The organism is Pedobacter kyungheensis (assembly GCF_000812965.1).
Classification (GTDB): domain Bacteria; phylum Bacteroidota; class Bacteroidia; order Sphingobacteriales; family Sphingobacteriaceae; genus Pedobacter; species Pedobacter kyungheensis.
Window position 1 is genome coordinate 64,283 of record NZ_JSYN01000007.1, and the last position, 21,722, is coordinate 86,004.

Below are 21,722 nucleotides of genomic sequence, written 5' to 3' on the forward strand. Positions count from 1 at the left end.
GTGTTGTACAATTTCATTAACCTGAAAGCATTAAATCCACTAAAAAGGAAAGGGATATTCTACTCAAAGAATATCCCTTTCAACAGGTTTTGATTATTAAAAACTGTTTAGTTTATAAATTTAACACTGTTTCTCAAGTTATTTAATTTTCAATTGGCATGATGCTTTTTATTAATAATACTAATATATACAATTTTTTATTTTTTTGAAATACTGAAACTAAACCCTTGCCCCGGCACCAAAAATTCTATTAAATCATAAGAAATTTTCGTGCCAGAAGTTCTAGGGTTAAAATTTGTCCTTGGAAATGTTGGATATACCATAAACGAATACGCTTCAGGGAAATTGTTGATCTCAATTGCCATGTCGATAGTATGTAGATTAGAAAAATAATTGTCTATTGTGCCTTCTCCAGCAATATTATAAGATGCTTCCAGTATTTGATAAAAGCTAATTTTTTCATTTTTGGCAATTAATGCAGGGGTAGCCATTTTATAAACATCACCTGATTCCTTTTTTATCCCTCCACTTCCATCTCCTTTATAAAATAATTTATTCCAGTCGTTATTTGATCCGTGCCCTGCTTCTTTAAATTTATATTCAGCTACAGGTGTTTTGCTGAGTTTTAAATATAAATCATATTCATAGTGCGACTTAGAACCGGATATATACCGAAGATCGAAATCCATTCGCTGATTAAAAATGATATTATCTCCTTCAATTCGCAAAAAGTCAAAGGTTAATTTTAAGCGCTCTCTTAAGATTGCTGCATTCAGAAACTTACTGCTTATCATTTTTTCTACAATCTGATGCGGTAATTTTTCCCTCAAAATGGCGGTGAAAATTCCATTTACCTTTAAATCTTCGAGTGTTTCTTTAGTTTCCTGTTTAAATTCTTTTATTAAACTATTAAACTCCCCGTTAAAATTTTTAGATTGTTCTTGCAACAGGAAATAACTGTAATCATGATTTCTTTTTTCAACAAGCAGATGCAGGGTGAACATTACAAAAATGGCTTCGCCTAAAATGATTAAAAAATGGCAGCCAAACAGATAATATATTTGGTGCGACATTTCATAAATATGGTTAAGAAATAATCCGCCCATTATAAGCCCTAATGCCAGGACTATCCAGGTTTTGGTAAATTTTAAAATCCAATGCTGTTTGTGGCTAATGTGAAGCGCACTTAATTGCTCATGGTTTTCTGTCTGTTTCATGTTAATTTAGTTTTGAAAGTGTATAATTTGTTTAGGTTTTTATTTGCAATTATTGACCTGCCCTTATATGTTTTATTAATATTAGAAGATGGAGCGTCTAACCCGCCCAGCCCTCCCTATCCAAACTGCGGTAGTTAATTGATTCAGCCAAATGCTCCATTTCTACATTTTCACTTCCATCTAAATCGGCAATGGTACGGGCAACTTTTAAAATCCTGTCGTAGGCCCGGGCCGAAAGGCCTAGTTTTTCCATGGCTGATTTTAAAAGGATATTTCCCTCATCACTAATTTGGCATACTTTACGTACCATTTTCGGGCTCATTTGCGCATTGTAATGCAAGTCTTCTTTATCTGCAAAACGGCGATCCTGTATTTCGCGTGCACGGATTACCCGTGCCCTGATCTCATCGCTTTTTTCGGTCTCTTCCTTTGACGCCAGCTCAGTAAAATTTACGGGAGTAACCTCAACGTGGAGGTCGATGCGGTCTAAAAGTGGTCCTGAAATTTTGCTCAGGTATTTTTGAACAACTCCGGGAGCACATACACAATCTTTTTCGGGATGGTTATAAAAGCCGCATGGGCATGGATTCATCGAAGCAACCAGCATAAAACTTGCGGGATACTCTACAGAAAACCGGGCCCTCGAAATGGCTACTTTCCGGTCTTCCAAAGGTTGCCGCATTACTTCTAAAACGGTGCGTTTAAACTCTGGCAGTTCATCCAGAAAAAGTACGCCATTATGAGCCAATGAGATTTCTCCGGGTTGCGGGTTTATTCCACCTCCTACCAGGGCCACATCACTAATGGTATGATGCGGAGAACGGTATGGGCGGATGGTCATTAATGCATCAGCAGCTGAAAGCTTTCCGGCAACCGAATGTATTTTGGTGGTTTCTAAAGCTTCATATAAGTTTAAAGGGGGCAAAATAGTGGGTAGGCGTTTGGCCAGCATGGTTTTTCCGGCGCCCGGCGGACCGATTAAAATAACATTATGTCCGCCTGCCGCGGCAATTTCGAGTGCACGTTTAATATTCTCCTGCCCTTTAACATCGGCAAAATCGTGCTCGTATTTATTGATGTTTTTTACAAATTCATCCCGCGTATCGATTTTTACCTGCTCCAACGCTTCTGTCTTATTGAAAAATGCCACAACCTGTGCCAGGTTATCTACCCCGTAGGCAATTAAATCATTAACGATGCCTGCTTCGCGTACATTTTGTTTGGGCAGGATAAAACCTGCAAAACCATCTTGCTGAGCCTGTATGGCAATGGGTAATGCCCCTCTTATGGGTTGAATAGAGCCATCTAAAGAAAGCTCGCCCATGATAAAGTATTGGTTAAGTTCATCATGAGGAATCTGACCTGAAGCAGCCAGAATGCCAATAGCGATGGGCAAATCGTAAGAAGAGCCTTCTTTTTTGAGGTCGGCAGGCGCCAGGTTAACTACAATTTTTTGTTTGGGCATGCGCAGGCCCGAAACCGTAATGGCACTGGCCACACGCCGTAAACTTTCTTTTACTGCATTATCGGGCAGGCCTACCATGTAATATTTGGCTCCGGCACTGATATTCACTTCGATGGTAATGGTGAGTGCATTTACGCCATAAACAGCACTCCCGTATGTTTTTACAAGCATTCAATTTTTTTTATAAAATAAATCGGGATGTGTTGTTTATCCGGAAATGGATAATCAATTGTGACTAAGATAGTAATTGTTTGGAGAAAAGAAAATATCCAAATTCATTTCTAAATCTTTTAAAACAAAAAATCCCAACCATTGCTGATTGGGATTTAATTATTTCAATTTAAGCTTATCTGCCAAATGGCATTTTAGGCATGCCTTTCATCATGGCTGCTGCTGCGGCCGGGTTCGAAAACTGCTTCATCATTTTACGCATATCTTCAAACTGTTTAATCAGCTTGCTTACTTCTTCTACTTTACTGCCCGATCCTTTTGCAATGCGTAAACGGCGGCTTTGCTGGATAGCATCAGGATTTTCTTTTTCGAATGGAGTCATCGAGTTAATAATGGCTTCGATTGATTTAAATGCATCATCCTGGATATCTACATTTTTCATCATTTTACCTACACCCGGAATCATACCCATCAAGTCTTTCATGTTACCCATTTTCTTGATTTGCTGAATCTGGTTGTAGAAATCGTTGAAATCGAATTTGTTCTTGCGGATTTTTTTCTGAAGTTCAGCAGCCTCTTTCTCGTCAAATTGCATTTGTGCCCGTTCAACAAGCGAAACCACATCACCCATACCCAAAATACGCGAAGCCATACGATCAGGATAGAAAACATCAAGTGCTTCCATTTTCTCACCGGTACCAATAAATTTAATCGGCTTATTTACTACCGATTTAATTGAAAGGGCAGCACCACCGCGGGTATCACCATCTAATTTGGTTAAAACAACACCTGTAAAGTCTAATCTGTCGTTAAATACTTTGGCTGTATTTACCGCATCCTGACCCGTCATGGCATCCACTACGAATAAAATTTCGTTCGGATTGGTTTTAGATTTAACCTCAGATATTTCGTTCATCAGCGATTCGTCGATCGCTAAACGACCGGCGGTATCGATGATGATTACATTATTTCCATTTTGTTTACCATGGGCAATACCTTCTAAGGCAATACCCACCGGATCGTTTGATGCCCGGTTAGCATAAACAGAAACACCAACAGTAGTACCTAAAACCTCTAACTGATCAACAGCCGCAGGGCGGTACATATCGCCGGCAACCAATAAAGGTTTTTTGCCTTTACCTTTTAAATACAGGGCCAGTTTACCTGCAAAAGTGGTTTTACCCGCTCCGTTTAAACCTGCAATTAAAATAATGGTTGGGTTGGCTTTGGTATCTAATTCGGTAGCTTCGCCGCCCATTAAGGCTGCAAGCTCATCGTTCATGATTTTGGTAAGCAACTGACCTGGCGAAACCGCAGTAAGTACATTCTGCCCTAAAGCTTTTTGTCTTACTTCATCAGTAAATGCTTTTGCTGTTTTATAGTTAACGTCGGCATCTAATAATGCTTTACGAATTTCTTTCATGGTTTCTGCCACGTTGATTTCCGTAATACTACCCTGCCCTTTTAATACTTTAAACGCTCTGTCTAGCTTGTCCTGTAAATTATCAAACATCTTTTTTTAAGCTAAAGGCTTCTGCCGGATGGCAAAAAGCTACTTGTTTTTTAATAAAAGGCAAATGTATCAAATTTTGATTGTAAATCTTAGCAACTCAAAGTCAAAACTTTAGGCTTGGTGATTATATTTATGTTTTGGTGCAACATTTTCTTTAAAAGGGAGTCTTATACCCGATTAACTTAAACGAATGAAACGCTGCATCCTCCCGGTTTTACTCCTGATATGCGTTTTTTGCAAAGCTCAGGATATTACCAAACAAAAGCATTTAGAAGCCAGAAGAACCCTTCAAAGCCCCAAAATTGATGGTGTTTTAGATGATGAATGCTGGAAAGATGTTCCGCTTGCTACCGATTTTTTTCAAATCAGGCCACATCCCGGAAAAGTAGAAACTCCCGATAGACGTACAGAGATGAAAGTGCTTTATGATGATGTAGCCGTTTATGTGTACGCACGCATGTACGATAGTCCGGATAGTGTATCGCATGAGCTGGTTTCGAGAGATAATATTGGGAATGCCGATTTTATCTCTATCATAGTCGACCCTTTTTACGATAAGATGAATGGCAATGGTTTTTTTGTTACCGCAGCAGGTGTACAGTTCGATGCCAAATACTCACAGGTGGGCAATGAAGATGAGAATTGGAATGCGGTATGGGAAAGTGCAGTTAAGCTCGATGATAAAGGATGGACCTGTGAGATGAAAATTCCCTATTCGGCATTACGTTTTTCGGGTAAGGAGGTGCAAAACTGGGGGCTTAACTTTAGTCGGAGGATACAACGGAGCAATACGCAAACTTTCTGGAATTTTGTTGACCCTAAGGTAAATGGTTTTATCAATCAGGAGGGGCTTTGGACAGGCATTAAAGACATTAAGCCACCCCTGCGACTTTCTTTTTCGCCATACCTTTCTGCCTATGTAAATCATTACCCGATTAATCAGCCGGGGGTTAAAAACACGACTTCGCGTTTTAATGGTGGGATGGATGTAAAATATGGGATTAACAATAGTTTTACCCTGGATATGACCCTTGTGCCCGATTTTGGCCAGGTACAATCAGATAACCGCATTCTTAACCTTACCCCTTTTGAAGTAAAGTTTAACGAAAACAGGCAGTTTTTTACCGAAGGGACCGAGTTGTTTAACAAAGGCGATTTATTTTATTCGAAACGGATTGGCTCTATACCTGCCTATTACGATTATAGTGGGGTTGGTAATGATAAAATTATGAAAGACCAAACCGAGGCGAAAGTGTTAAATGCAACTAAAATTTCGGGGCGTACGGCTAAGGGATTGGGTATTGGTATTTTTAATGCCATCACCAACAGCATGGAAACCGAGGTAGAAGATGCACAAGGTAACCTCAGGATGGTAGAAACGCAACCGCTGACCAATTATAACATTCTGGTTTTCGACCAATCTTTAAAAAACAACAGTTCGGCTACTTTTATCAATACCAATGTGCTGCGACAGGGCTCTGCCTACGATGCCAATGTAAGTGCGTTGCTTTTTAATTTAAATAACAAAAGCAATAAATACTTTATAAATGGCGGTGCTAAAATGAGCTATTTACGGGGCGAAGAAAGTAGCACGGGTTATAGTTATACCCTCCGGTTTGGTAAACAAAGTGGCAATTTTACCTGGAGTTACAACCAGGTATATGCCGATAATAAATTCGACCCCTCAGATATGGGTTTCTTTACCAACAACAACTTTTTGGATCAGCGGATTGGCATTGGTTACAACATATACAAACCCAGTAAATGGTATAACCAATTTGAAAGCTGGCTTAACTTAAATTATTCGCGCAGGGCTATTCCGGCGGCTTACCAAAAAATAGGCTTTAACGGGGGCTATTGGGTACAGTTTAAAAACCAATGGTCGGCAGAGCTGGATGTAAGCTGGGATAGAAAAAGTAACGACTTTTATGAAGCGCGCAACGGGCAGCTTTACCATGCCCCCGAAAATTATGGCGTAAGTTTATATATCAATCCCAACCGGGCCAAAGCCTATAATTTTGGCGGAAATATTCGCTTTTTTGAACAGGAACTTTTTAAGGGAAAAATGTACAATTTTTATTTTTTCCAAAACCTGAGGCTGAATGATAAAGTTGCATTTGGGCTGGATTTAAACTTTAACCCCAATTATAATTACGTAAACTGGGTAACAGCACAGGGTAACCAGGCTATTTTTTCGAGATACGACCGCAGGACGGTTGAAAACTCTTTCGATGCTAAATACACTTTTACCAACCTGATGGGAATTACGGTGGTGTTACGGCATTATTGGAGTGATAGAAGGAACAAGGAATTTTACCTGCTTAAGCCCGATGGTAACCTTACAGATTATCAGGGCGCGCCATTAACTGGCATGGACCGGAATTACAACGTTTTTAATATCGATTTAATTTATACCTGGCAGTTTGCTCCGGGCAGTACACTTTCTGTTTCGTATAAAGATGCCGCTGAAACTTACGATACTTTTTATACCCAGCGTTACAATAAAAACCTCGGCAGGATTTTAGATGCCCCTCAAAACAATAGCCTTTCCGTTAAGGTTTTGTATTACGTTGATTATTTAGATCTGAAGAAAAAACGGAAAAACTAATTGTGATGGGTTTAAACCCATCGCAAATATTATAGCCTGGCCTTGCCCGGGCTGATTCCAAATTTTTTACTGAAAGCCTTGTTAAAATGCTGTACAGACGAGTAGCCCAAATCATTTGAAATATTTTTGATGTCAACCTGTTTGTCGGCCAAAAGCTCTTTTGCTTTCATCAGCCTGTAATCGCTCAGGTAGCCAAAAACCGTATTGCCGAAAGTTTCCTTAAATCCCTGCTTTAACTTAAACTCATTTATGCCTGCAGCTTTTGCCAGCTCGGTTAAAGATGGAGGCGTACAGGCATTGGCCAGCAAATATTCGCGTGCATAGTAAATCCGTTCCTTATCGTAGGCAGATTTTAAACCCGGTTTTTCCGTTTTTTTAGCCGCCAGCTCAAAAGCCTGCGCCTGCAAAGCCAGAAGTTCTAAGCATTTCGATTGCAGGAAAAGCAATTTTAAGCCACCTGTAAACTCACAAGCCATGATATCGTTAATGCAGCTATGCATGGCCAAACTGATGGGGGGGTTTTCGGCTGATATTTCTACCGAATGATTGTTCATGATGTTCTCTGCAAAACTTTTAAGCAGTGTGCCACTTTCGCTGGTTAAGTTAACAAACTGTTCCCGCTGGAAATGAACTTCGAAGAATTTGAACGGCCCATAAGTTGGGAATTCGGCCATACCATCAAAATCAGGACTGTAAATGATATTGTGCTGGTTAGCCTTAATATCCAGGCGCTTGTTGGTGAGGTAATTTTCCATAATTCCTCCGCCAGTGAGCGAAAAATGTAGTTCTACCAATTCTGGCTCGTCAAAAGATTTTATCCGCAAACGGTTCTTTTTAACCACCATATCTCCATAAACAATGTAAATTCCGGCAAAAGATACCTGTACAATCTCGGCATCGCCGAAAGGGAAGCTATATTTCTCCCTTTTTTCGGTTACCAGCGCCTGGTTAAATGCAATATCGTCGAATTTGTTGCCAACAATGTAATGGATATTGTCGTCATCGTAAATATTTAAGGCCATAAAATCCTTTTGGTATAAATTTTAATCCTTTTGATGTAAAAGACCTGTTTATTGGACAACTATTTTTGCTCAAAGTTACTAAACAAATTAATACGATGCCTAAGTTACCATCATGGCTGGTCAACACAATGGAAAAGGTGATCAGCAACAAAATATACGCTGTTGAAGTTGTAGAAACGAAAATGCTCAGCAGCAACCTGAAATGTATCACCTTTAAAGGCGATTTTTTCGATGCGAAATTTATACCGGGCAATGAGGTGCTTTTTAGGGTAAATGCCAACGAGTACCGCCACTATACTTTATCGGCTTTCGATCAGGAAAAAGATACGTGCGAGGTTATTTTTTATTTAAACCAGCAAGGACCGGGCTATAATTTTGCCGCCAATATCCAAAAAGGCGATCATTTAAAACTAATTGCCGATCGGGCGAGGGTAAAATATAATGAAGCATCTAATCAGCATTTCTTTTTCGGCGACGAAACCAGCATGGGATTGTACGAATCGCTGGGAAAAAAAGCTGTAGATGAGGATGTAGAGTATTTCGGCGTATTGGAGCTGCAGGAAGCAAACTTCGATTCGGTTGATCATATTAACCTTTTAATTGATGTAGTACCATCAGATTTGAGTGCTCCGGCAAAAAATGCCATTACCTGGATGGACAATATGCATCCCCTGTGCTGGGAGATGTGGCAAAATGCTACTTTTTATCTTACGGGCAGGGCAAAATCGGTACAGGAGTTTAAAAAATATCTTAAACAACGGGGTGTACGCTTTGGCCAGATCATTACCATGCCCTATTGGGAAATTGGTAAAGTTGGCGGAGGAGCTTAAAACTATTAAGCTAAATGCAAAAAGACCACAGTTTGTGCTGTGGTCTTTTTATTTTATACGCAATTACCTCGGAAAGGTAAAGGCAAAACCAAGTGCCAGGGTTTGACTGGCCTGGATTTTATTGGTGCCGGTATCGTCATCAAATAACAATACGCCTGTTAAACTGGTGTTCATAAAACGGTTGATTTTTGCGGTTAAAGCAACATCCAACCTATGGTCAATTTTACTTGCCTTAAAGTCCTTATAAGGGATAAACATGACGTATCTGGCTTTCAAATTGGTATTGGTGAATATATCTTTATCGAAAGCACTTACAATCTGGAAAGCCAGTTCGTTTTTAAATTTTTTGCCTTTCTCAACTGCATACACTTCCTTTTTACCGTCGTATACCGCAGTATCGAGCACAAAAGTTTGTCTGGCCGTTCCTGTACCAATACGCGTTGAGAAATATTTAACCGGCTTATACTCAAAACCGATTGATTCGGTTAAATAACCTGGCGCCATAAACCTCGAAATTAAAACTTTTTGCTCATCTCCATTACCATCTCTGTAATAGCGAAAACCCCTGTCAAATTGTGATTCAAAACTGACTGATCCGAAGAAATACCAGCTTTTCGACAATTGAAATGATGCTTTATTATCCCAGAAAATACGGTCGTTGGTTTTCTTTTGCAGCTGGTCTTTGTTTTTAATCTTACCATATTGCAAAACTACTTCGCTCACATAACTATAGCTGTTTTTGTTGTATTCAGCCTTCCAGTTCAATAAACCGCCCACTGCAATAGAGTTTGTACCGCCACCTTTCCAGTTATCGCTAAACTGCGCCTGGTTAAGGTTAATACCAACGTTGGTTCTGGTTTTCCAGTAACTTATTTTGGCGTTAACAACAAGGGGTTTAATTTTTACGGGTTCGAAGTTTAGCGGCCCTTGTCTGCTTGGCAGCGGACTGCGTTTTAATTTTATGTTCAGGTCTTTGGTATTGATCGGAATGGTATCAATTTCCTGAGCATATAATTGTGTAGAGCAGAGACTTAGAATAAGGGCTATGGCAGCTAAAAAGTTCTTCATTACCTACAAAGAAAAACAAAATTTTTAGAGATAAAAAGCATTTAACAAAATGATTGTCAGCATGACAATTGTATTTACCACAAAAACAGCTGTTTCATATTTTTTTTAACCAGCCATACCAGCTGCCTTTTTTAAGGTATTGCAGATTGTGCTCATGGTTGTAAGCTTCTTTTTCGAAAATGATGTTACGGTAGGCTAAATGGTGGCTTCGGTATTTAATCAGGTTAACAAAATAGTTAAGCAGATAAAAGATATAAAAGGGCAGGATAAGTAATTCGAGTTGCTGGCGGAGGTGAATTTTTTCGTGGTTAATGATGATGGCATCGCTTTTAAGCCCAGCCGATTTTACCAGTATGAATGGAAACAGGGCCATGCCGGCAGCGGGCAGCTTTTTAACGATGAAGATGGGCGCTTTCACAGCTTCTCGATGGTTATTTTGGGCAGCGGAGGTAACTGCAGGGCTTTAGGATTTATCCGGTAACTTTTGTATGCATTACGGATAAACATGTTAAAGGCATAATCATCTGCATCGAGCACAAACTGATAGGTTGGGCGGTATTGCTGCATAAAATCGGTAAGTTCATCATCTTTAATTCCGAGCACCTGCTGTACCAGATTAGCATTAAAACGGAAATCGATCAAATCTTCGCGGTAATCTTTTTCGAGGATTTTTTGCAGGTGACGGGCATTCCTACCCTGCCTGCTTAAAAGATTATAGATGGCATCGATACCTAGACCTACCCCACCATTACCTAAATTAAGCAGATCTTTGCTGCTGCCTTTCATGGTTTGGTAACGGTATTCCTGTACATTTTTTTCATAAAGTTGCTGCGGGCTCAGGCGTTTCTGCTGGATAACCACGTCACGTAAACGTATACCCAGCGATTTAAGCTGAAAATAGGCTGCAGTTTGGCCTTTAAAAACCATGGTATCTACGCCGTAGCCCGATAAGGCAGCAACCAGGGTATCGCCCGGAAGGGCAAAGGTGCTAAACTCTCCTTTGGTATTGTTATACAGGCCATCGCCCGTGCGGATATTGTAAATGTAAACTTTTGCTAAACGCTGTTTGGTTTCTTTATCAATAACAATGCCCTGCACAGGTTTGGTTTGTGCATAAAGTGCGGTACTGAAGCCGAAAGTCAGAAGAAGGATAACAAAAAATTTCATCAGATTACAAAACTACAAATATCTGGCAGGCCAGTCTTGTACTTAACATTATTTAACCTTAAGTACCTGGCCCAGTTTAATGCCATCAGTACTCATTTCGTTCAGCATTTTTAGCTGATCGACGGTTAAGTTAAAACGTTTTGCAATATTATACAAAGTATCGCCTTTTACAACGGTATAAGTTCCATCAGCTAAAACAGGCTTGGCACCGGCAGGAGGCGTTTCAACTGGTGTAAATTTGGCTTTTTCCTGTGGAATATTTTTATTGATTTCGGTAAATACCCGGTCTTCACGGGCAATTTTCTGCTTTTCGGTTTCCGATTGATCGTATTGGTATAACTGATACTTTTCGATGGTGTTGATCAATAAATCAGGATAGCGCGGATTCGTGGCATAACCAGCCGTTTTTAGGCCTTGTGCCCAACTTTTATAGTCGTTTTTATCCAGTTGAAAAAGAAAGCTGTACCGCTTGCGCTTTAAAAATTCCGAATGATCCCTAAAAGATTCGCGGGCATCTTTGTATACCCTGAAACAGTCGTTTTTCTGGTCATCATCGCGGAAATAGTTCTTGCCTTTCCATTCTGATGTACATTTAATACCGAAGTGGTTATTGGCATATTTGGCCAGATCGCTGTTTCCACTACCCGACTCCAGGATGCCCTGCGCCAGTGTAATACTGGCCGGAATACCCGCCGCGTTCATTTCCTCTATGGCAACTCCTTTAAATTCGTCGATGTAACTTAGCGTGTTATAGCTTTTGTAATTGTTGTTGTTTGCTTTATTGGCCTCTTTTTCGATTTGTTTATTGTTTTTCGAAAATTTTCTGGTGCCACACGAGCTAAAAAAAACAAGGATTGCCGCTATAATGAGGAGATGGTTGGCTGAACGCATATGGATGGTAATGTTTATTGGTTAATTGTTTAAATCGGTTAATTGGTTAACGGAGAACTGAAAATTGTGAACTGAAAACTGACTCCCGGCTCAAAACTTCAATTTCTGCCCTGGTTTTAAGTTTACTTTCTTCATGCCGTTTTTCTGCATCAGTGCTTTAACTGTGGTGCCTTTCTTTTTGGCTATTACACTCAGGTTATCCCCTGCTTTAACGGTATAGATTTTAGAACGGGCTGTGGTTCTTTTGCGGTGACGTACCGGGCTGGCATAAACGGGTTCTTCATAACCTTCAGGTCGCTCATCGTACTGGTAAAGTTCATATTTTTTAATCAGCCCGATTACCTGCGAAGCCCAGCTCCGGCTGCGGGCGTAACCACAACTCCTGATTCCGTATGCCCAACCTTTGTAATCGTACTGATCGTATTTGGCAAAAAGGTTGTTAAAAGGCTCGCGGGTTTCCATAATCTCAACAAAATGACTGTAAGATTCGTCGGCATTTAAATAATCGCGGTACGAAGAACGAATTTCTGCATTGTTATTAGGCCCTTTAACGCCAAAGTGGTTGTTCAGGTGTTGTGCAATTTTGCTGTTCCCCGAAGCCGATTCGTGTATGGCAACCGCTAAGATAATGCTGGCCGGAATTTTATGGTCACGCATTAAATCCTGTGCATATTCTACATGCTCTGCAATATACTCGTCTGTATCTTGTGCCCTGGAAATAATTGCTGTTAAAAGGAGCAAACAGAAAGTAAAAACTCTTTTCATTTTCTTTTTTGGTTAAGCGGTTAATCGTTTAATTGGTTAACCGGAGTTGACAAATCAATTAACCGATTTAAACAGTTTATACAATTAAGCTAATTTCCTGATCACAAATAAACCATCCCTAACGGGTAATATTAATTTCTCAACCCGCTTATCATCAGCTATTTTATCATTAAAACTAGTAATATTTCTGGTGTCTTTGTCTTGTTTCTCCTGAAGTACTTTTCCACTCCATAGCACATTATCCACAATGATTATTCCGCCCGGGCGTACGCGGTCAAAAATGAGGTCGTAGTAAGTGCCATTATTTTTCTTGTCGGCATCGATAAAAACAATGTCGAAAACTTCGTCTAAATCATTTATAGTGGCATTGGCATCGCCCAGGATGTAGTTAATCTGATCGTTGTATTTCGATTTCGCAAAATTGCTGCGTACCATATCCTCCAGTTCCAGATTAATATCCAATGTGTATAAAATTCCGTCGGGGGTTAAACCTTCAGCCAGACAAAGCGTGGCATAACCGGTAAAAGTGCCGATTTCTAAAATCCTCCTTGGCGAAACCATTTTGCTGAGCATACTCAAAACCCTGCCCTGGTAGTGGCCGGAAATCATTCTCGGCATTAAAACTTTCAGATTGGTTTCGCGGTCTATGTGCTGCAAGAGCTCATTTTCAGGCTCGCAATAGGCCAATAGTAAATCTTGTAAATCGTCGTTTATCAGGCTCATGTGTTGGTTATAAACGGTTGGTTTCCATAAAATATTGTAAAATGATAGTCGCGGCAATGGTATCAACCCTTTCTTTGTCGCGCCGGTCTTGCTTTTTCAACCCACTTTGTATAATGGCCTGGTGCGCCATTTTAGAGGTAAAACGTTCATCAACCCAATGTCTGGGAATATCGGGAAATGACTTTTTTAAAAGCGTAGCAAAGCCCTTTACATGTTGCGCCGAATCTGAAGGCGTGCCATCCATTTGTTTAGGATCGCCAATAACAAAAGCTTCAACCTGCTCAGTAAGCAGATATTTTTTGAGGTATTCAATTACATCTTTGGGATGCACAGTATCCAAACCGGTTGCAATAATCTGCAAAGGATCTGTTACCGCCATGCCGATGCGCTTGGTACCATAATCAAAAGCTAAAATTCGGGCCATAAGTTGTTATGCGTTTTGCGCCGTTTAAAAAAATAAAGCCCAAAGGTAAGGTTTTTGAAATAATCGATAATCGCGTGATTTTTGGGCAAAGTATGTACTTCTAAGGTAAGATCGTAATTACGAATGTGCGAATCTCATATCTATTTCTTATTTTGCACCAAATGCAGTTTAAAGAAATCATAGGACAGGAAAGAGTGAAGCAACAATTGGTGCAAACGGTTAAGGAAAACCGCATTAGCCATGCGCAGTTGTTTTTATCGCCTGCGGGTTCTGGTGCTGTGCCGCTGGCTATTGCCTATGCGCAATACATTAATTGCCTCGATAGAGGCGAAACAGATAGCTGCGGCGAATGTTCGAGTTGTAGAAAATACGAGCGGTTAATTCACCCCGATCTGCATTTTTCGTATCCTTTCTTTGCCTCAGCCAGTGTAAAAACTGCTGTTGATGTATTGGATGAATGGCGCAATATGGTATTGGGCGATCCTTATTTCGATATGGATATCTGGCGATCAAAATTGGATGCCGCCAACAAACAAGCCAATATTAACATTGCAGAATGCCACGATATTATTAAAAAACTAAGCTTTAAAGCATTCGAGGCCGAAACCAAGGTTTTAATTATGTGGCTGCCCGAATATTTGGATAAGGCGGGTAATGCTTTGTTAAAACTGATTGAAGAACCACCTGCCAATACGCTTTTTATTCTCATTGCTCAAAGTCAGGATCAGATTTTAACTACCATTTTGTCCAGAACACAGATTGTTAAAATCCCGAAACTAACTGCAGAAGAAGTTACCGGATATTTATTACATAGCAGTGGTTTAACCGAACACCAGGCAATCGATTACTCTTTTTTGGCCGATGGCAACTTAATTGAGGCCAAAGCACTGGCGGCCGATACCCAAAACGATAGCTCAGGTACATTTACGGCCTGGTTAAGAATGGGGTTTGGTAATAAAGTGCCCGATCTGATTAACTTTACTGATGAGGCGGCCAAGTGGGGACGGGAAAACCAAAAGAATTTTTTAAAGTATGGCGTAAATTATTTGCGCGAATGCTGTTTGATTTTAAGCGGAGCAGAAGAACTGGTAAAATTGCCTCCCCTGACCTTCGAAACGGCTAAAAAATTAAGTATGCACGTGCTTACGCTACCGATGGCTGAGGCCATAATTGGTGAGCTGGAAAAAGCACACTACCACATTGAAAGAAACGCAAATCCGAAAATTCTGTTTTTAGATGTATCTTTACAACTGGTAAAAATTATCAAGTTTAAAACGCTCCCCGCGGGGACTCAATATATATACAATTAATATGGGATGTGGAAGTTGTTCAACAGGTGGTGGTTGCACCCCTAATGGATGCAAGAGTAATGGCTCATGCGGCACCGGTGGTTGCCAGACAATGGAAGTACACGATTGGCTATCCAACCTGGATATGCCGGCTAATTATAAACCTTTTCAGGTTACCGAAATTAAATTTAAAGGCTCTCGAAAAGAATTTTTCTTAAACAGTGATAACATTTACCTCGAAATAGGCGAGTTGGTTGCTGTTGAAGGACCAACAGGTGGCTTTGATGTGGGGCATGTTTCGCTTACCGGCGAGTTGGTACGCATTCAGATGAAGCGCCGTAAAACCAATATTGATCAGGTGGTAAAGAAAATTTACCGAAAAGCTACCGATGCCGATGTAGAAAAATGGAATGCTGCAAAAGGGATGGAATGGGAAACCATGCACAAGGCCCGTAAATTGGCGCTCGACCTCCGTTTGCAGATGAAAATAAGCGATGTAGACTATCAGGCCGATAAAACCAAAGCAACATTCTTTTATACTGCCGACGGCCGTGTGGATTTTCGTGAGCTGATTAAAAAAATGGCCGAGAGTTTCCGGATCAGGATTGAAATGCGCCAAATTGGAATGCGTCAGGAAGCTGGCCGCTTAGGTGGAATTGGGTCTTGTGGGCGCGAATTATGCTGCTCTACCTGGTTAACCAATTTTAAAACCGTTTCTACTGCGGCAGCCCGTTACCAAAATCTTTCGCTCAATACTTTAAAGCTTGCAGGCCAGTGTGGTAAATTAAAATGTTGCTTAAACTATGAGCTCGATACCTATCTGGACGCCTTGAAAGATATTCCTGATAAAATCGAAAATTTAGATACCGAAGCAGGTTATGCCCGCCACCAAAAAACCGATATTTTTAAAAAAATAATGTGGTTTAGCTATCAGGGCGATGAAAACTGGATTCCGGTTAAGGCGGCACGCGTAAAAGAAATCATGGCTTTAAACAAGGCTGGTAAAAAAGTGCCAAACCTGAAAGAAGACGCCATCCAGGTTGCGGCTCCGGTAGTGGTAGAAAAATCGTTCGATTACGAAAACGTAGTTGGCCAGGATAGTTTAACCCGTTTAGATGAGCGTTCGCGCGGTAAAAACAACCGTAACAGTAATCAGAAAAACAACCGCAATAACCAGAAGAATAATCGCGACAGGGTGCCGGCCGGCGAGAAAAATACCCAGCCTAATAACAACAGGCAGCAAACTCCTCAAGGCGGTCAGAAACAACAGCAGGGCGGAAAGCAGCAGCAAAACCAGAAACAGCAGCAAAATGCCGCGCCGAAAGGTCAGCAGCAGGCAGTGCCAAAACCAGCACATGTTAACGGGCCTAAGCCTCAAAACAATAAACCTAAGCAACAACAACCTCAAGGTCCAAAACCAGTTGTTAAAGCCGAAGGAAATGCGGTGCAGGGAGAAAAGCCTGAAGCGAGCAAAAACAAGAACAGAAATAATCGTAGGAAAAACAATAACCGCCGAAACAATAACAATGGTTCAGAAAATAAACCTGCTGCCGAATAAAATAAACTTCCTGGTATTCGGTTTTTGTGCAATGGTATCGTTATTGGCGAGTTGTACCAGCGGTACTGTTATCGATAGCAATGTTGAGTTGGCCGACCGCCGCTGGACTTATCGTAACCATATTTCAACACCGTTTGAAATTAAGGATTACACCAAAGGTTATAATATTTATTTCAAACTAAGGCATACAGCCGATTATAAGTATGCCAATATTTTCATTTTGGCGCACTTTAAAGATGGGAAGCAGGTGGTGACTAAACGCTACCAGTACAAGCTGGCCAAAAATGATGGCGAATGGTTGGGAAGTGGTTCAGGCAATATATTCAGCTATACCTTACCCATGCTCACCAATTATCATTTTCCACGCAATGGAAAATTTGATATTGAAATTGAACAGAATATGCGCGATAATCCATTGTTAGAAGTGAGCGATGTAGGGCTTGCGATTGAGCAGGTTCAGTAGTGCTAAAAGCACTAAATATACTGCAACAAATTCTCCAGCTTCATCCCCCTCGATCCTTTTAGCAACACTAAATGATCCTCTATGGGGTTTTGCTGTAAATAAGCTGCCGCTTCTGCCGGTGTTTCGAAAAACAGGGCATTAACCATTTCTTTAAAGGCGTAAAAATACTTTCCAATAAAAATCAGCTGGTCTAACCCGCTTTCCTGTGCCTGGTTAACAATCAGTTGATGTTGCGCCGGAGATTCAGGGCCGAGTTCGAACATATCGCCCAAAATAGCAGTCTTTTTTCCGGCCGATAAAACTGAAATATTATTTAAAGCAGCAGTCATACTACTGGGATTGGCATTATAAAAATCGCAGATTACCGTATTTTTTTCGGTTTTGGTTAATTGCGAGCGGTTATTTTTGGGTTGATAGTTGGCTAAACCAGCATTAATTTCATCAGGGTTCATATCAAAGAAATCGCCAATGCAGATGGCTGCCAGGATATTTTCGAAATTGTAACTGCCTGTTAAATTGGTTTTAACGGTCGATTCAGCTTCGTGGTTGGTCCATGTTACCTCGATAAAAGGATCACTGCTTTTCAGGGTGCCTTTAATGGTATTGCCATTTTCTGTTCCGTAATAAATCAGTTTGTTTAAACCCGCATTAGCACTCATTTCGAGCAGATAAGCGTTATCCCGGTTAATAAAAGTGTAGCCGTTGGTTGCTTTCAGGTAAGCATAAAGCTCCGCTTTACCTTTCTTTACCCCCTCAAAGCCGCCAAAACCGTCGAGGTGTGCCATTCCTACATTGGTAATAATGCCATGCGTTGGCTGGGCAATGGTGCAAAGCAGCTCAATTTCTTTCTGGTGGTTTGCCCCCATTTCTATCACTGCAATCTGCACATCGGCAGTAATGGCCAGGATAGATAAAGGCACACCAATGTGATTATTCAGGTTGCCAAAAGTGGCAAAGGTTTTATAGCGCTCGGCCAATACGGCGTTTACCAGTTCTTTGCTGGTGGTTTTGCCATTGCTGCCGGTTAAACCTATAACCGGAATATTTAACTGTTTGCGGTGGTGGCTGGCCAGATCCTGCAAAGTGGTTAATACATCATCTACCAGTAAGCATTGTGCATTTTCTGCATATTTTTCTTCATCAATTACGGCATAAGCTGCCCCCTTCTCAATGGCCTGATGGGCAAATTCGTTCGCATTAAAAAGGTCACCTTTCAATGCAAAAAATATACAACCGGGTGTAATGTTTCTTGTATCGGTAGAAATAACAGGATGCTTAGTATAAAGCTTATATATCGTCTCAGTAGTTGTCATCTTTAATCAGGTTGCGGAGGTAAAATTACGAATCTGCCTGAATAAAACACGGTTTTTAAAATCTTCATTCTTTCTTCATTTTTCTCAGTAAAAATCTGGTTAAATTCATGTAGTGCTTAGTGACTTACAGCTTTGCTTATTGTCGCGCACAATCATTATTAACTAACTAAAATTAAGCTATGAAGAAATTACTACAAAGCTTGGTTGTTCTGCTGCTATTTGCATCGATTGCTGTGGCACAAGACAGAACAATAACGGGGATGGTTACATCAAAAGAAGACGGCCTGCCCATTCCCGGAGTAAGTGTCAAAATTGTTGGAACTAATGTGGGAGCATCAACAGGTGCTGATGGAAAATTCTCTTTAAGAATTTCTTCCGGAGCAAAAAGAGTTGAAGTTTCTTCGCTTGGGTTTTTAACACAAACTTTAAATATTGGTTCGGGGAACGTGATAAATGTTGTACTTGTGCCCGATACAAAACTTTTGGGTGAAGTAGTGGTAACAGCTTTAGGTATTAAAAGAGAAAAACGTACCCTAACCTACTCTACACAAGAAGTAACAGGAGGAGCATTGGTTGATGCAAAGGAAAACAACCTGGTTAATGCCTTAGCTGGTAAAGTTGCGGGTGTTCAAATCACGAATTCAAGCGGTGCTGCCGGCGGATCTTCAAAAATAGTAATTCGTGGAAACACCTCATTAACAGGTGAGAACGGTGCTCTTTTTATTCTGGATGGTGTGCCGATTGATAATTCTGAGGCGGGTAATCCGGATGGAGCATTAAGTGCGGGAGGAACATCAAACCGTGCAATTGATATTGATCCTAATATTATTGAAAGTGTAACGGTCTTAAAAGGTGCGGCTGCAAGTGCCTTATATGGTGCCGCTGCCGCAAGAGGCGTTGTAATTATCACCACAAAAACAGGAAAGGGAAAACCAACGGTAACTTTAAGTTCTGGTGTTACTTTCGATCACCCGATTTTGCCGGAATTTCAGGATGTGTATGCCCAGGGTAGTAATGGCGTTTATGTTGATGGAAATAATGGTAAGTTGAGCTCATCTTCATGGGGGCCACCTATTGATGGTTTGATGGTAAACGGACAGCCGGTTCAAAAGCACGATCCCAGAAAGGAATTCTTTAAAACAGGTTTTACCACCGATAATACAGTTGCTGTAAATGGTTCAAGCGATAATTCTACTTACCTGGTTTCTTACTCTTATCTAAAAACAAACGGAACGGTGCCTTCTACTGATTTCGGCAGGCACTCCCTATTTACTAAGTTTTCGAATAAAATAACAAAGGACCTCACTTTTACCGGGCAGTTTAATTACATTAATTCGGTAAATGACAGACTTGCAGAAGGAAATGGTCTGGCCAGTCCGTACTGGACGGTTTATGCTGCTCCTATTTCATGGGATCCATTCCCAACCACAAATCCTGACGGTTCGCAACGCGTGTACCGCGCCGCGAGGAATAACCCATACTGGCTGGTAGACAATACGAAGTTTGTATCAGCCGTTAACCGGTTTCTGCCTGTAATGACAGTTAATTACAACCCTTTACCCTGGTTAACCATAACCGAACGCGGCGGAGCAGATATTTACAATGATAATAGTAACTATCACGAGGCACCTGGTATTGTTGGTGGGGAATCGGCAGATGGAAAGATGTATAATCGCGAGATAAATTATAAACAGTTTAATAATGATATTATCGTTGAGGCTAAAAAGAACTTTAATGAAGATTGGTTTGGTAGTATTCTAATTGGTAATAATATATTAAGCAACTCACAAAGAGTGGTGTTTGATAAGGGAGTGGGATTATCGGTTAATGATTTTTATAATATCAATAATGCCTCAACCCAGATATCTTCGATTAATAATTATACCAAAAGAAAGGTAGGTTATTATGCTCAGCTAACTACAGAATATAAAAGAATGATATCTTTATCATTAACCGGCCGCTATGATGGAACATCGGTTTTAAGCCAGGATAAAAACTACTATCCTTATGGTTCGGCATCAGCTGCATTTATTTTTACAGAGCCTCTCCATTTAAGCGATAACGCTATCTTAAACTTTGGTAAAATAAGGTTGTCTTACTCTTATGTAGGAAACGATAATGTAGGGCCTTACGCGCTGAGTACTACCTATGTACACCCTGTTATTTCTAATATTGAATTCCCGTATCAGGGTCAGAATGGTTTTTTACTGACCAATACTTACGGCGATCCAAACCTTAAAAACGAGGGGTTAAAAGAGTTTGAAACCGGGATAGAGTTAAAAATGTTTAAAAGCAGATTAAGTTTAGAGGCCACTTATTTCGATAAAAAGAGTGTTGATTTGATTACAACAACACCAATTACTCCATCTTCAGGATTTAATGCAGCAACAATAAATGCGGCAAGTATGTACAACAAGGGGGTAGAATTAATACTGAATGGTACCCCGGTTAAAACAAAAGATATTACTTGGAATATCGGCGTTAATTTCTCAAAAATCAATAACAAGGTTACCGAAATCGGACAAGGGCTAGACAATATACAATTTGCAGGCTTTACCAACCCGGGTATTTTTGCTTATAAAGATCAGCCTTATGGCGTAATATTTGGTTCGAGGTATAAAAGAAATAACGATGGCAAACTATTAATTGATGATAAAGGATACCCGATAATCGACGATCAGCTTGGTGTAATCGGTAATACCACACCAAAATGGAATGCTGGATTAACTACAAGTTTCAGTTATAAAGGATTAACCTTGTCTGCTGTATTTGATATGCGATATGGTGGCGATGTATATAATTTAGACGGGCATTACCTTGACTTTTATGGAACTACTAAAAAAACAGAGGATAGAACTGCAACGAAAGTTTTTGATGGAATAAGAGAGAGTGACGGGCAGGTAAATACCACGGTGGCCAAGCTCGATCAGGGATATTATCAGAATAACGAAAGCGTTGTAGATGAAACTGGAGTAGAGGACGGTACTTATTATAAATTAAGGCAGGTAACCCTGGCCTATACTTTTAATTCATCATTTTTAAAGAAAACCCCATTTAAAGGAATAACAGTATCGGCTACAGGTAGAAACCTATGGCTGTATGCCCCTCATTATACAGGCTCAGATCCGGAGGTAAGTTTGTATGGAACAGGTAACGGAGCAAGTTTTACCAACTTTGTTACCCCAACAAACCGGAGTTATAATTTTGCAATAAAAGTTACCTTTTAATTTCGAAA

General features: G+C 40.4%; 18 protein-coding genes. 6 read left to right on the forward strand and 12 right to left on the reverse strand.

The window, feature by feature from the left end; translation table 11 throughout:
• Positions 1–197: 197 nt before the first annotated feature.
• From OC25_RS08265 to ffh, 3 genes are all read right to left on the reverse strand, one after another.
• Positions 198–1,217 carry a hypothetical protein gene (locus OC25_RS08265; protein ID WP_039474172.1) on the reverse strand — a complete coding sequence of 340 codons (1,020 nt, stop codon included), beginning with the start codon at positions 1,215–1,217 and terminating at the stop codon, positions 198–200.
• A 97-nt stretch (positions 1,218–1,314) separates the two neighbouring features.
• Positions 1,315–2,853 (reverse strand): YifB family Mg chelatase-like AAA ATPase, encoded by a 1,539-nt coding sequence (locus OC25_RS08270; RefSeq protein WP_039474175.1) that lies wholly within the window; start codon positions 2,851–2,853, stop codon positions 1,315–1,317.
• A gap of 175 nt (positions 2,854–3,028) precedes the next feature.
• Entirely contained in the window at positions 3,029–4,366 is a 1,338-nt protein-coding gene (gene ffh, locus OC25_RS08275; protein WP_039474179.1) for a signal recognition particle protein, read from the reverse strand.
• Positions 4,367–4,556: 190 nt separating this feature from the next.
• Here ffh and OC25_RS08280 point away from each other — a divergent pair, with 190 nt between their 5' ends.
• Positions 4,557–6,974: a DUF5916 domain-containing protein gene (locus tag OC25_RS08280; protein WP_039474182.1), complete on the forward strand. Its 2,418-nt coding sequence runs from the start codon at positions 4,557–4,559 to the stop codon at positions 6,972–6,974.
• A gap of 29 nt (positions 6,975–7,003) precedes the next feature.
• Here the strand turns inward: OC25_RS08280 and OC25_RS26820 are convergent, their stop codons facing one another.
• Positions 7,004–7,996 carry a helix-turn-helix transcriptional regulator gene (locus tag OC25_RS26820; protein WP_052266057.1) on the reverse strand — a complete coding sequence of 331 codons (993 nt, stop codon included), beginning with the start codon at positions 7,994–7,996 and terminating at the stop codon, positions 7,004–7,006.
• A 95-nt stretch (positions 7,997–8,091) separates the two neighbouring features.
• Here OC25_RS26820 and OC25_RS08290 point away from each other — a divergent pair, with 95 nt between their 5' ends.
• Complete coding sequence (locus tag OC25_RS08290; RefSeq protein ID WP_039474187.1) at positions 8,092–8,826, forward strand: siderophore-interacting protein; 735 nt, start codon at positions 8,092–8,094, stop codon at positions 8,824–8,826.
• Positions 8,827–8,889: 63 nt separating this feature from the next.
• Here OC25_RS08290 and OC25_RS08295 read toward each other — a convergent pair whose 3' ends face one another.
• The 7 genes from OC25_RS08295 to ruvX all read right to left on the reverse strand — a co-directional run bounded on the left by OC25_RS08295 (position 8,890) and on the right by ruvX (position 13,864).
• Positions 8,890–9,894, reverse strand: a complete 1,005-nt coding sequence (locus tag OC25_RS08295; RefSeq protein ID WP_039474190.1) for a DUF3078 domain-containing protein — start codon at positions 9,892–9,894, stop codon at positions 8,890–8,892.
• Between the two features lie 94 nt (positions 9,895–9,988).
• Positions 9,989–10,312 carry a hypothetical protein gene (locus tag OC25_RS08300; protein WP_245221935.1) on the reverse strand — a complete coding sequence of 108 codons (324 nt, stop codon included), beginning with the start codon at positions 10,310–10,312 and terminating at the stop codon, positions 9,989–9,991.
• The gene (locus tag OC25_RS08305; protein WP_039474193.1) at positions 10,309–11,061 is read right to left on the reverse strand and encodes a hypothetical protein; all 753 of its coding nucleotides are present in this window, start codon (positions 11,059–11,061) and stop codon (positions 10,309–10,311) included. Before OC25_RS08305 ends, OC25_RS08300 begins: the two co-directional genes overlap by 4 nt.
• Positions 11,062–11,109: 48 nt before the next feature.
• Entirely contained in the window at positions 11,110–11,952 is an 843-nt protein-coding gene (locus OC25_RS08310; RefSeq protein WP_039474196.1) for a glucosaminidase domain-containing protein, read from the reverse strand.
• Between the two features lie 90 nt (positions 11,953–12,042).
• Positions 12,043–12,717 (reverse strand): glucosaminidase domain and LysM peptidoglycan-binding domain-containing protein, encoded by a 675-nt coding sequence (locus OC25_RS08315; protein WP_039474198.1) that lies wholly within the window; start codon positions 12,715–12,717, stop codon positions 12,043–12,045.
• An 84-nt stretch (positions 12,718–12,801) separates the two neighbouring features.
• The gene (locus OC25_RS08320) at positions 12,802–13,440 is read right to left on the reverse strand and encodes an O-methyltransferase (protein WP_039474201.1); all 639 of its coding nucleotides are present in this window, start codon (positions 13,438–13,440) and stop codon (positions 12,802–12,804) included.
• A gap of 7 nt (positions 13,441–13,447) precedes the next feature.
• Positions 13,448–13,864: a Holliday junction resolvase RuvX gene (gene ruvX, locus OC25_RS08325; protein ID WP_039474205.1), complete on the reverse strand. Its 417-nt coding sequence runs from the start codon at positions 13,862–13,864 to the stop codon at positions 13,448–13,450.
• A gap of 161 nt (positions 13,865–14,025) precedes the next feature.
• Here ruvX and OC25_RS08330 point away from each other — a divergent pair, with 161 nt between their 5' ends.
• Genes OC25_RS08330 through OC25_RS08340 form a run of 3 tightly spaced genes read left to right on the forward strand, consistent with a single transcriptional unit; the run spans position 14,026 to position 17,174 of the window.
• Positions 14,026–15,174: a DNA polymerase III subunit gene (locus tag OC25_RS08330; RefSeq protein WP_039474208.1), complete on the forward strand. Its 1,149-nt coding sequence runs from the start codon at positions 14,026–14,028 to the stop codon at positions 15,172–15,174.
• 1 nt (position 15,175) lies between these two features.
• The gene (locus tag OC25_RS08335) at positions 15,176–16,711 is read left to right on the forward strand and encodes a PSP1 domain-containing protein (protein ID WP_082018550.1); all 1,536 of its coding nucleotides are present in this window, start codon (positions 15,176–15,178) and stop codon (positions 16,709–16,711) included.
• Positions 16,680–17,174 (forward strand): gliding motility lipoprotein GldH, encoded by a 495-nt coding sequence (locus OC25_RS08340; RefSeq protein WP_039474214.1) that lies wholly within the window; start codon positions 16,680–16,682, stop codon positions 17,172–17,174. The genes OC25_RS08335 and OC25_RS08340 overlap by 32 nt, the downstream gene beginning before the upstream one ends.
• A gap of 11 nt (positions 17,175–17,185) precedes the next feature.
• On the opposite strand, the gene OC25_RS08345 is transcribed toward OC25_RS08340, so the two are convergent.
• Positions 17,186–18,487 (reverse strand): UDP-N-acetylmuramoyl-tripeptide--D-alanyl-D-alanine ligase, encoded by a 1,302-nt coding sequence (locus OC25_RS08345; protein ID WP_039474217.1) that lies wholly within the window; start codon positions 18,485–18,487, stop codon positions 17,186–17,188.
• A 179-nt stretch (positions 18,488–18,666) separates the two neighbouring features.
• On the opposite strand from OC25_RS08345, the gene OC25_RS08350 reads away from it, so the two are divergent.
• The gene (locus OC25_RS08350) at positions 18,667–21,714 is read left to right on the forward strand and encodes a SusC/RagA family TonB-linked outer membrane protein (protein WP_039474220.1); all 3,048 of its coding nucleotides are present in this window, start codon (positions 18,667–18,669) and stop codon (positions 21,712–21,714) included.
• The last annotated feature ends 8 nt before the right edge of the window (positions 21,715–21,722 follow it).

Bases quoted from the DNA above. Each gene is read 5' to 3' on its own strand.
- OC25_RS08280 (WP_039474182.1), top strand. From the start codon at position 4,557: ATGAAACGCTGCATCCTCCCGGTTTTACTCCTGATATGCGTTTTTTGC.
- OC25_RS08330 (WP_039474208.1), top strand. From the start codon at position 14,026: ATGCAGTTTAAAGAAATCATAGGACAGGAAAGAGTGAAGCAACAATTG.
- OC25_RS08305 (WP_039474193.1), bottom strand. From the start codon at position 11,061: ATGAAATTTTTTGTTATCCTTCTTCTGACTTTCGGCTTCAGTACCGCA.
- OC25_RS08345 (WP_039474217.1), bottom strand. From the start codon at position 18,487: ATGACAACTACTGAGACGATATATAAGCTTTATACTAAGCATCCTGTT.
- OC25_RS08350 (WP_039474220.1), top strand. From the start codon at position 18,667: ATGAAGAAATTACTACAAAGCTTGGTTGTTCTGCTGCTATTTGCATCG.
- ffh (WP_039474179.1), bottom strand. From the start codon at position 4,366: ATGTTTGATAATTTACAGGACAAGCTAGACAGAGCGTTTAAAGTATTA.
- OC25_RS08340 (WP_039474214.1), top strand. From the start codon at position 16,680: ATGGTTCAGAAAATAAACCTGCTGCCGAATAAAATAAACTTCCTGGTA.
- ruvX (WP_039474205.1), bottom strand. From the start codon at position 13,864: ATGGCCCGAATTTTAGCTTTTGATTATGGTACCAAGCGCATCGGCATG.
- OC25_RS08295 (WP_039474190.1), bottom strand. From the start codon at position 9,894: ATGAAGAACTTTTTAGCTGCCATAGCCCTTATTCTAAGTCTCTGCTCT.
- OC25_RS08310 (WP_039474196.1), bottom strand. From the start codon at position 11,952: ATGCGTTCAGCCAACCATCTCCTCATTATAGCGGCAATCCTTGTTTTT.
- OC25_RS08290 (WP_039474187.1), top strand. From the start codon at position 8,092: ATGCCTAAGTTACCATCATGGCTGGTCAACACAATGGAAAAGGTGATC.
- OC25_RS08265 (WP_039474172.1), bottom strand. From the start codon at position 1,217: ATGAAACAGACAGAAAACCATGAGCAATTAAGTGCGCTTCACATTAGC.
- OC25_RS26820 (WP_052266057.1), bottom strand. From the start codon at position 7,996: ATGGCCTTAAATATTTACGATGACGACAATATCCATTACATTGTTGGC.
- OC25_RS08335 (WP_082018550.1), top strand. From the start codon at position 15,176: ATGGGATGTGGAAGTTGTTCAACAGGTGGTGGTTGCACCCCTAATGGA.
- OC25_RS08315 (WP_039474198.1), bottom strand. From the start codon at position 12,717: ATGAAAAGAGTTTTTACTTTCTGTTTGCTCCTTTTAACAGCAATTATT.
- OC25_RS08320 (WP_039474201.1), bottom strand. From the start codon at position 13,440: ATGAGCCTGATAAACGACGATTTACAAGATTTACTATTGGCCTATTGC.
- OC25_RS08270 (WP_039474175.1), bottom strand. From the start codon at position 2,853: ATGCTTGTAAAAACATACGGGAGTGCTGTTTATGGCGTAAATGCACTC.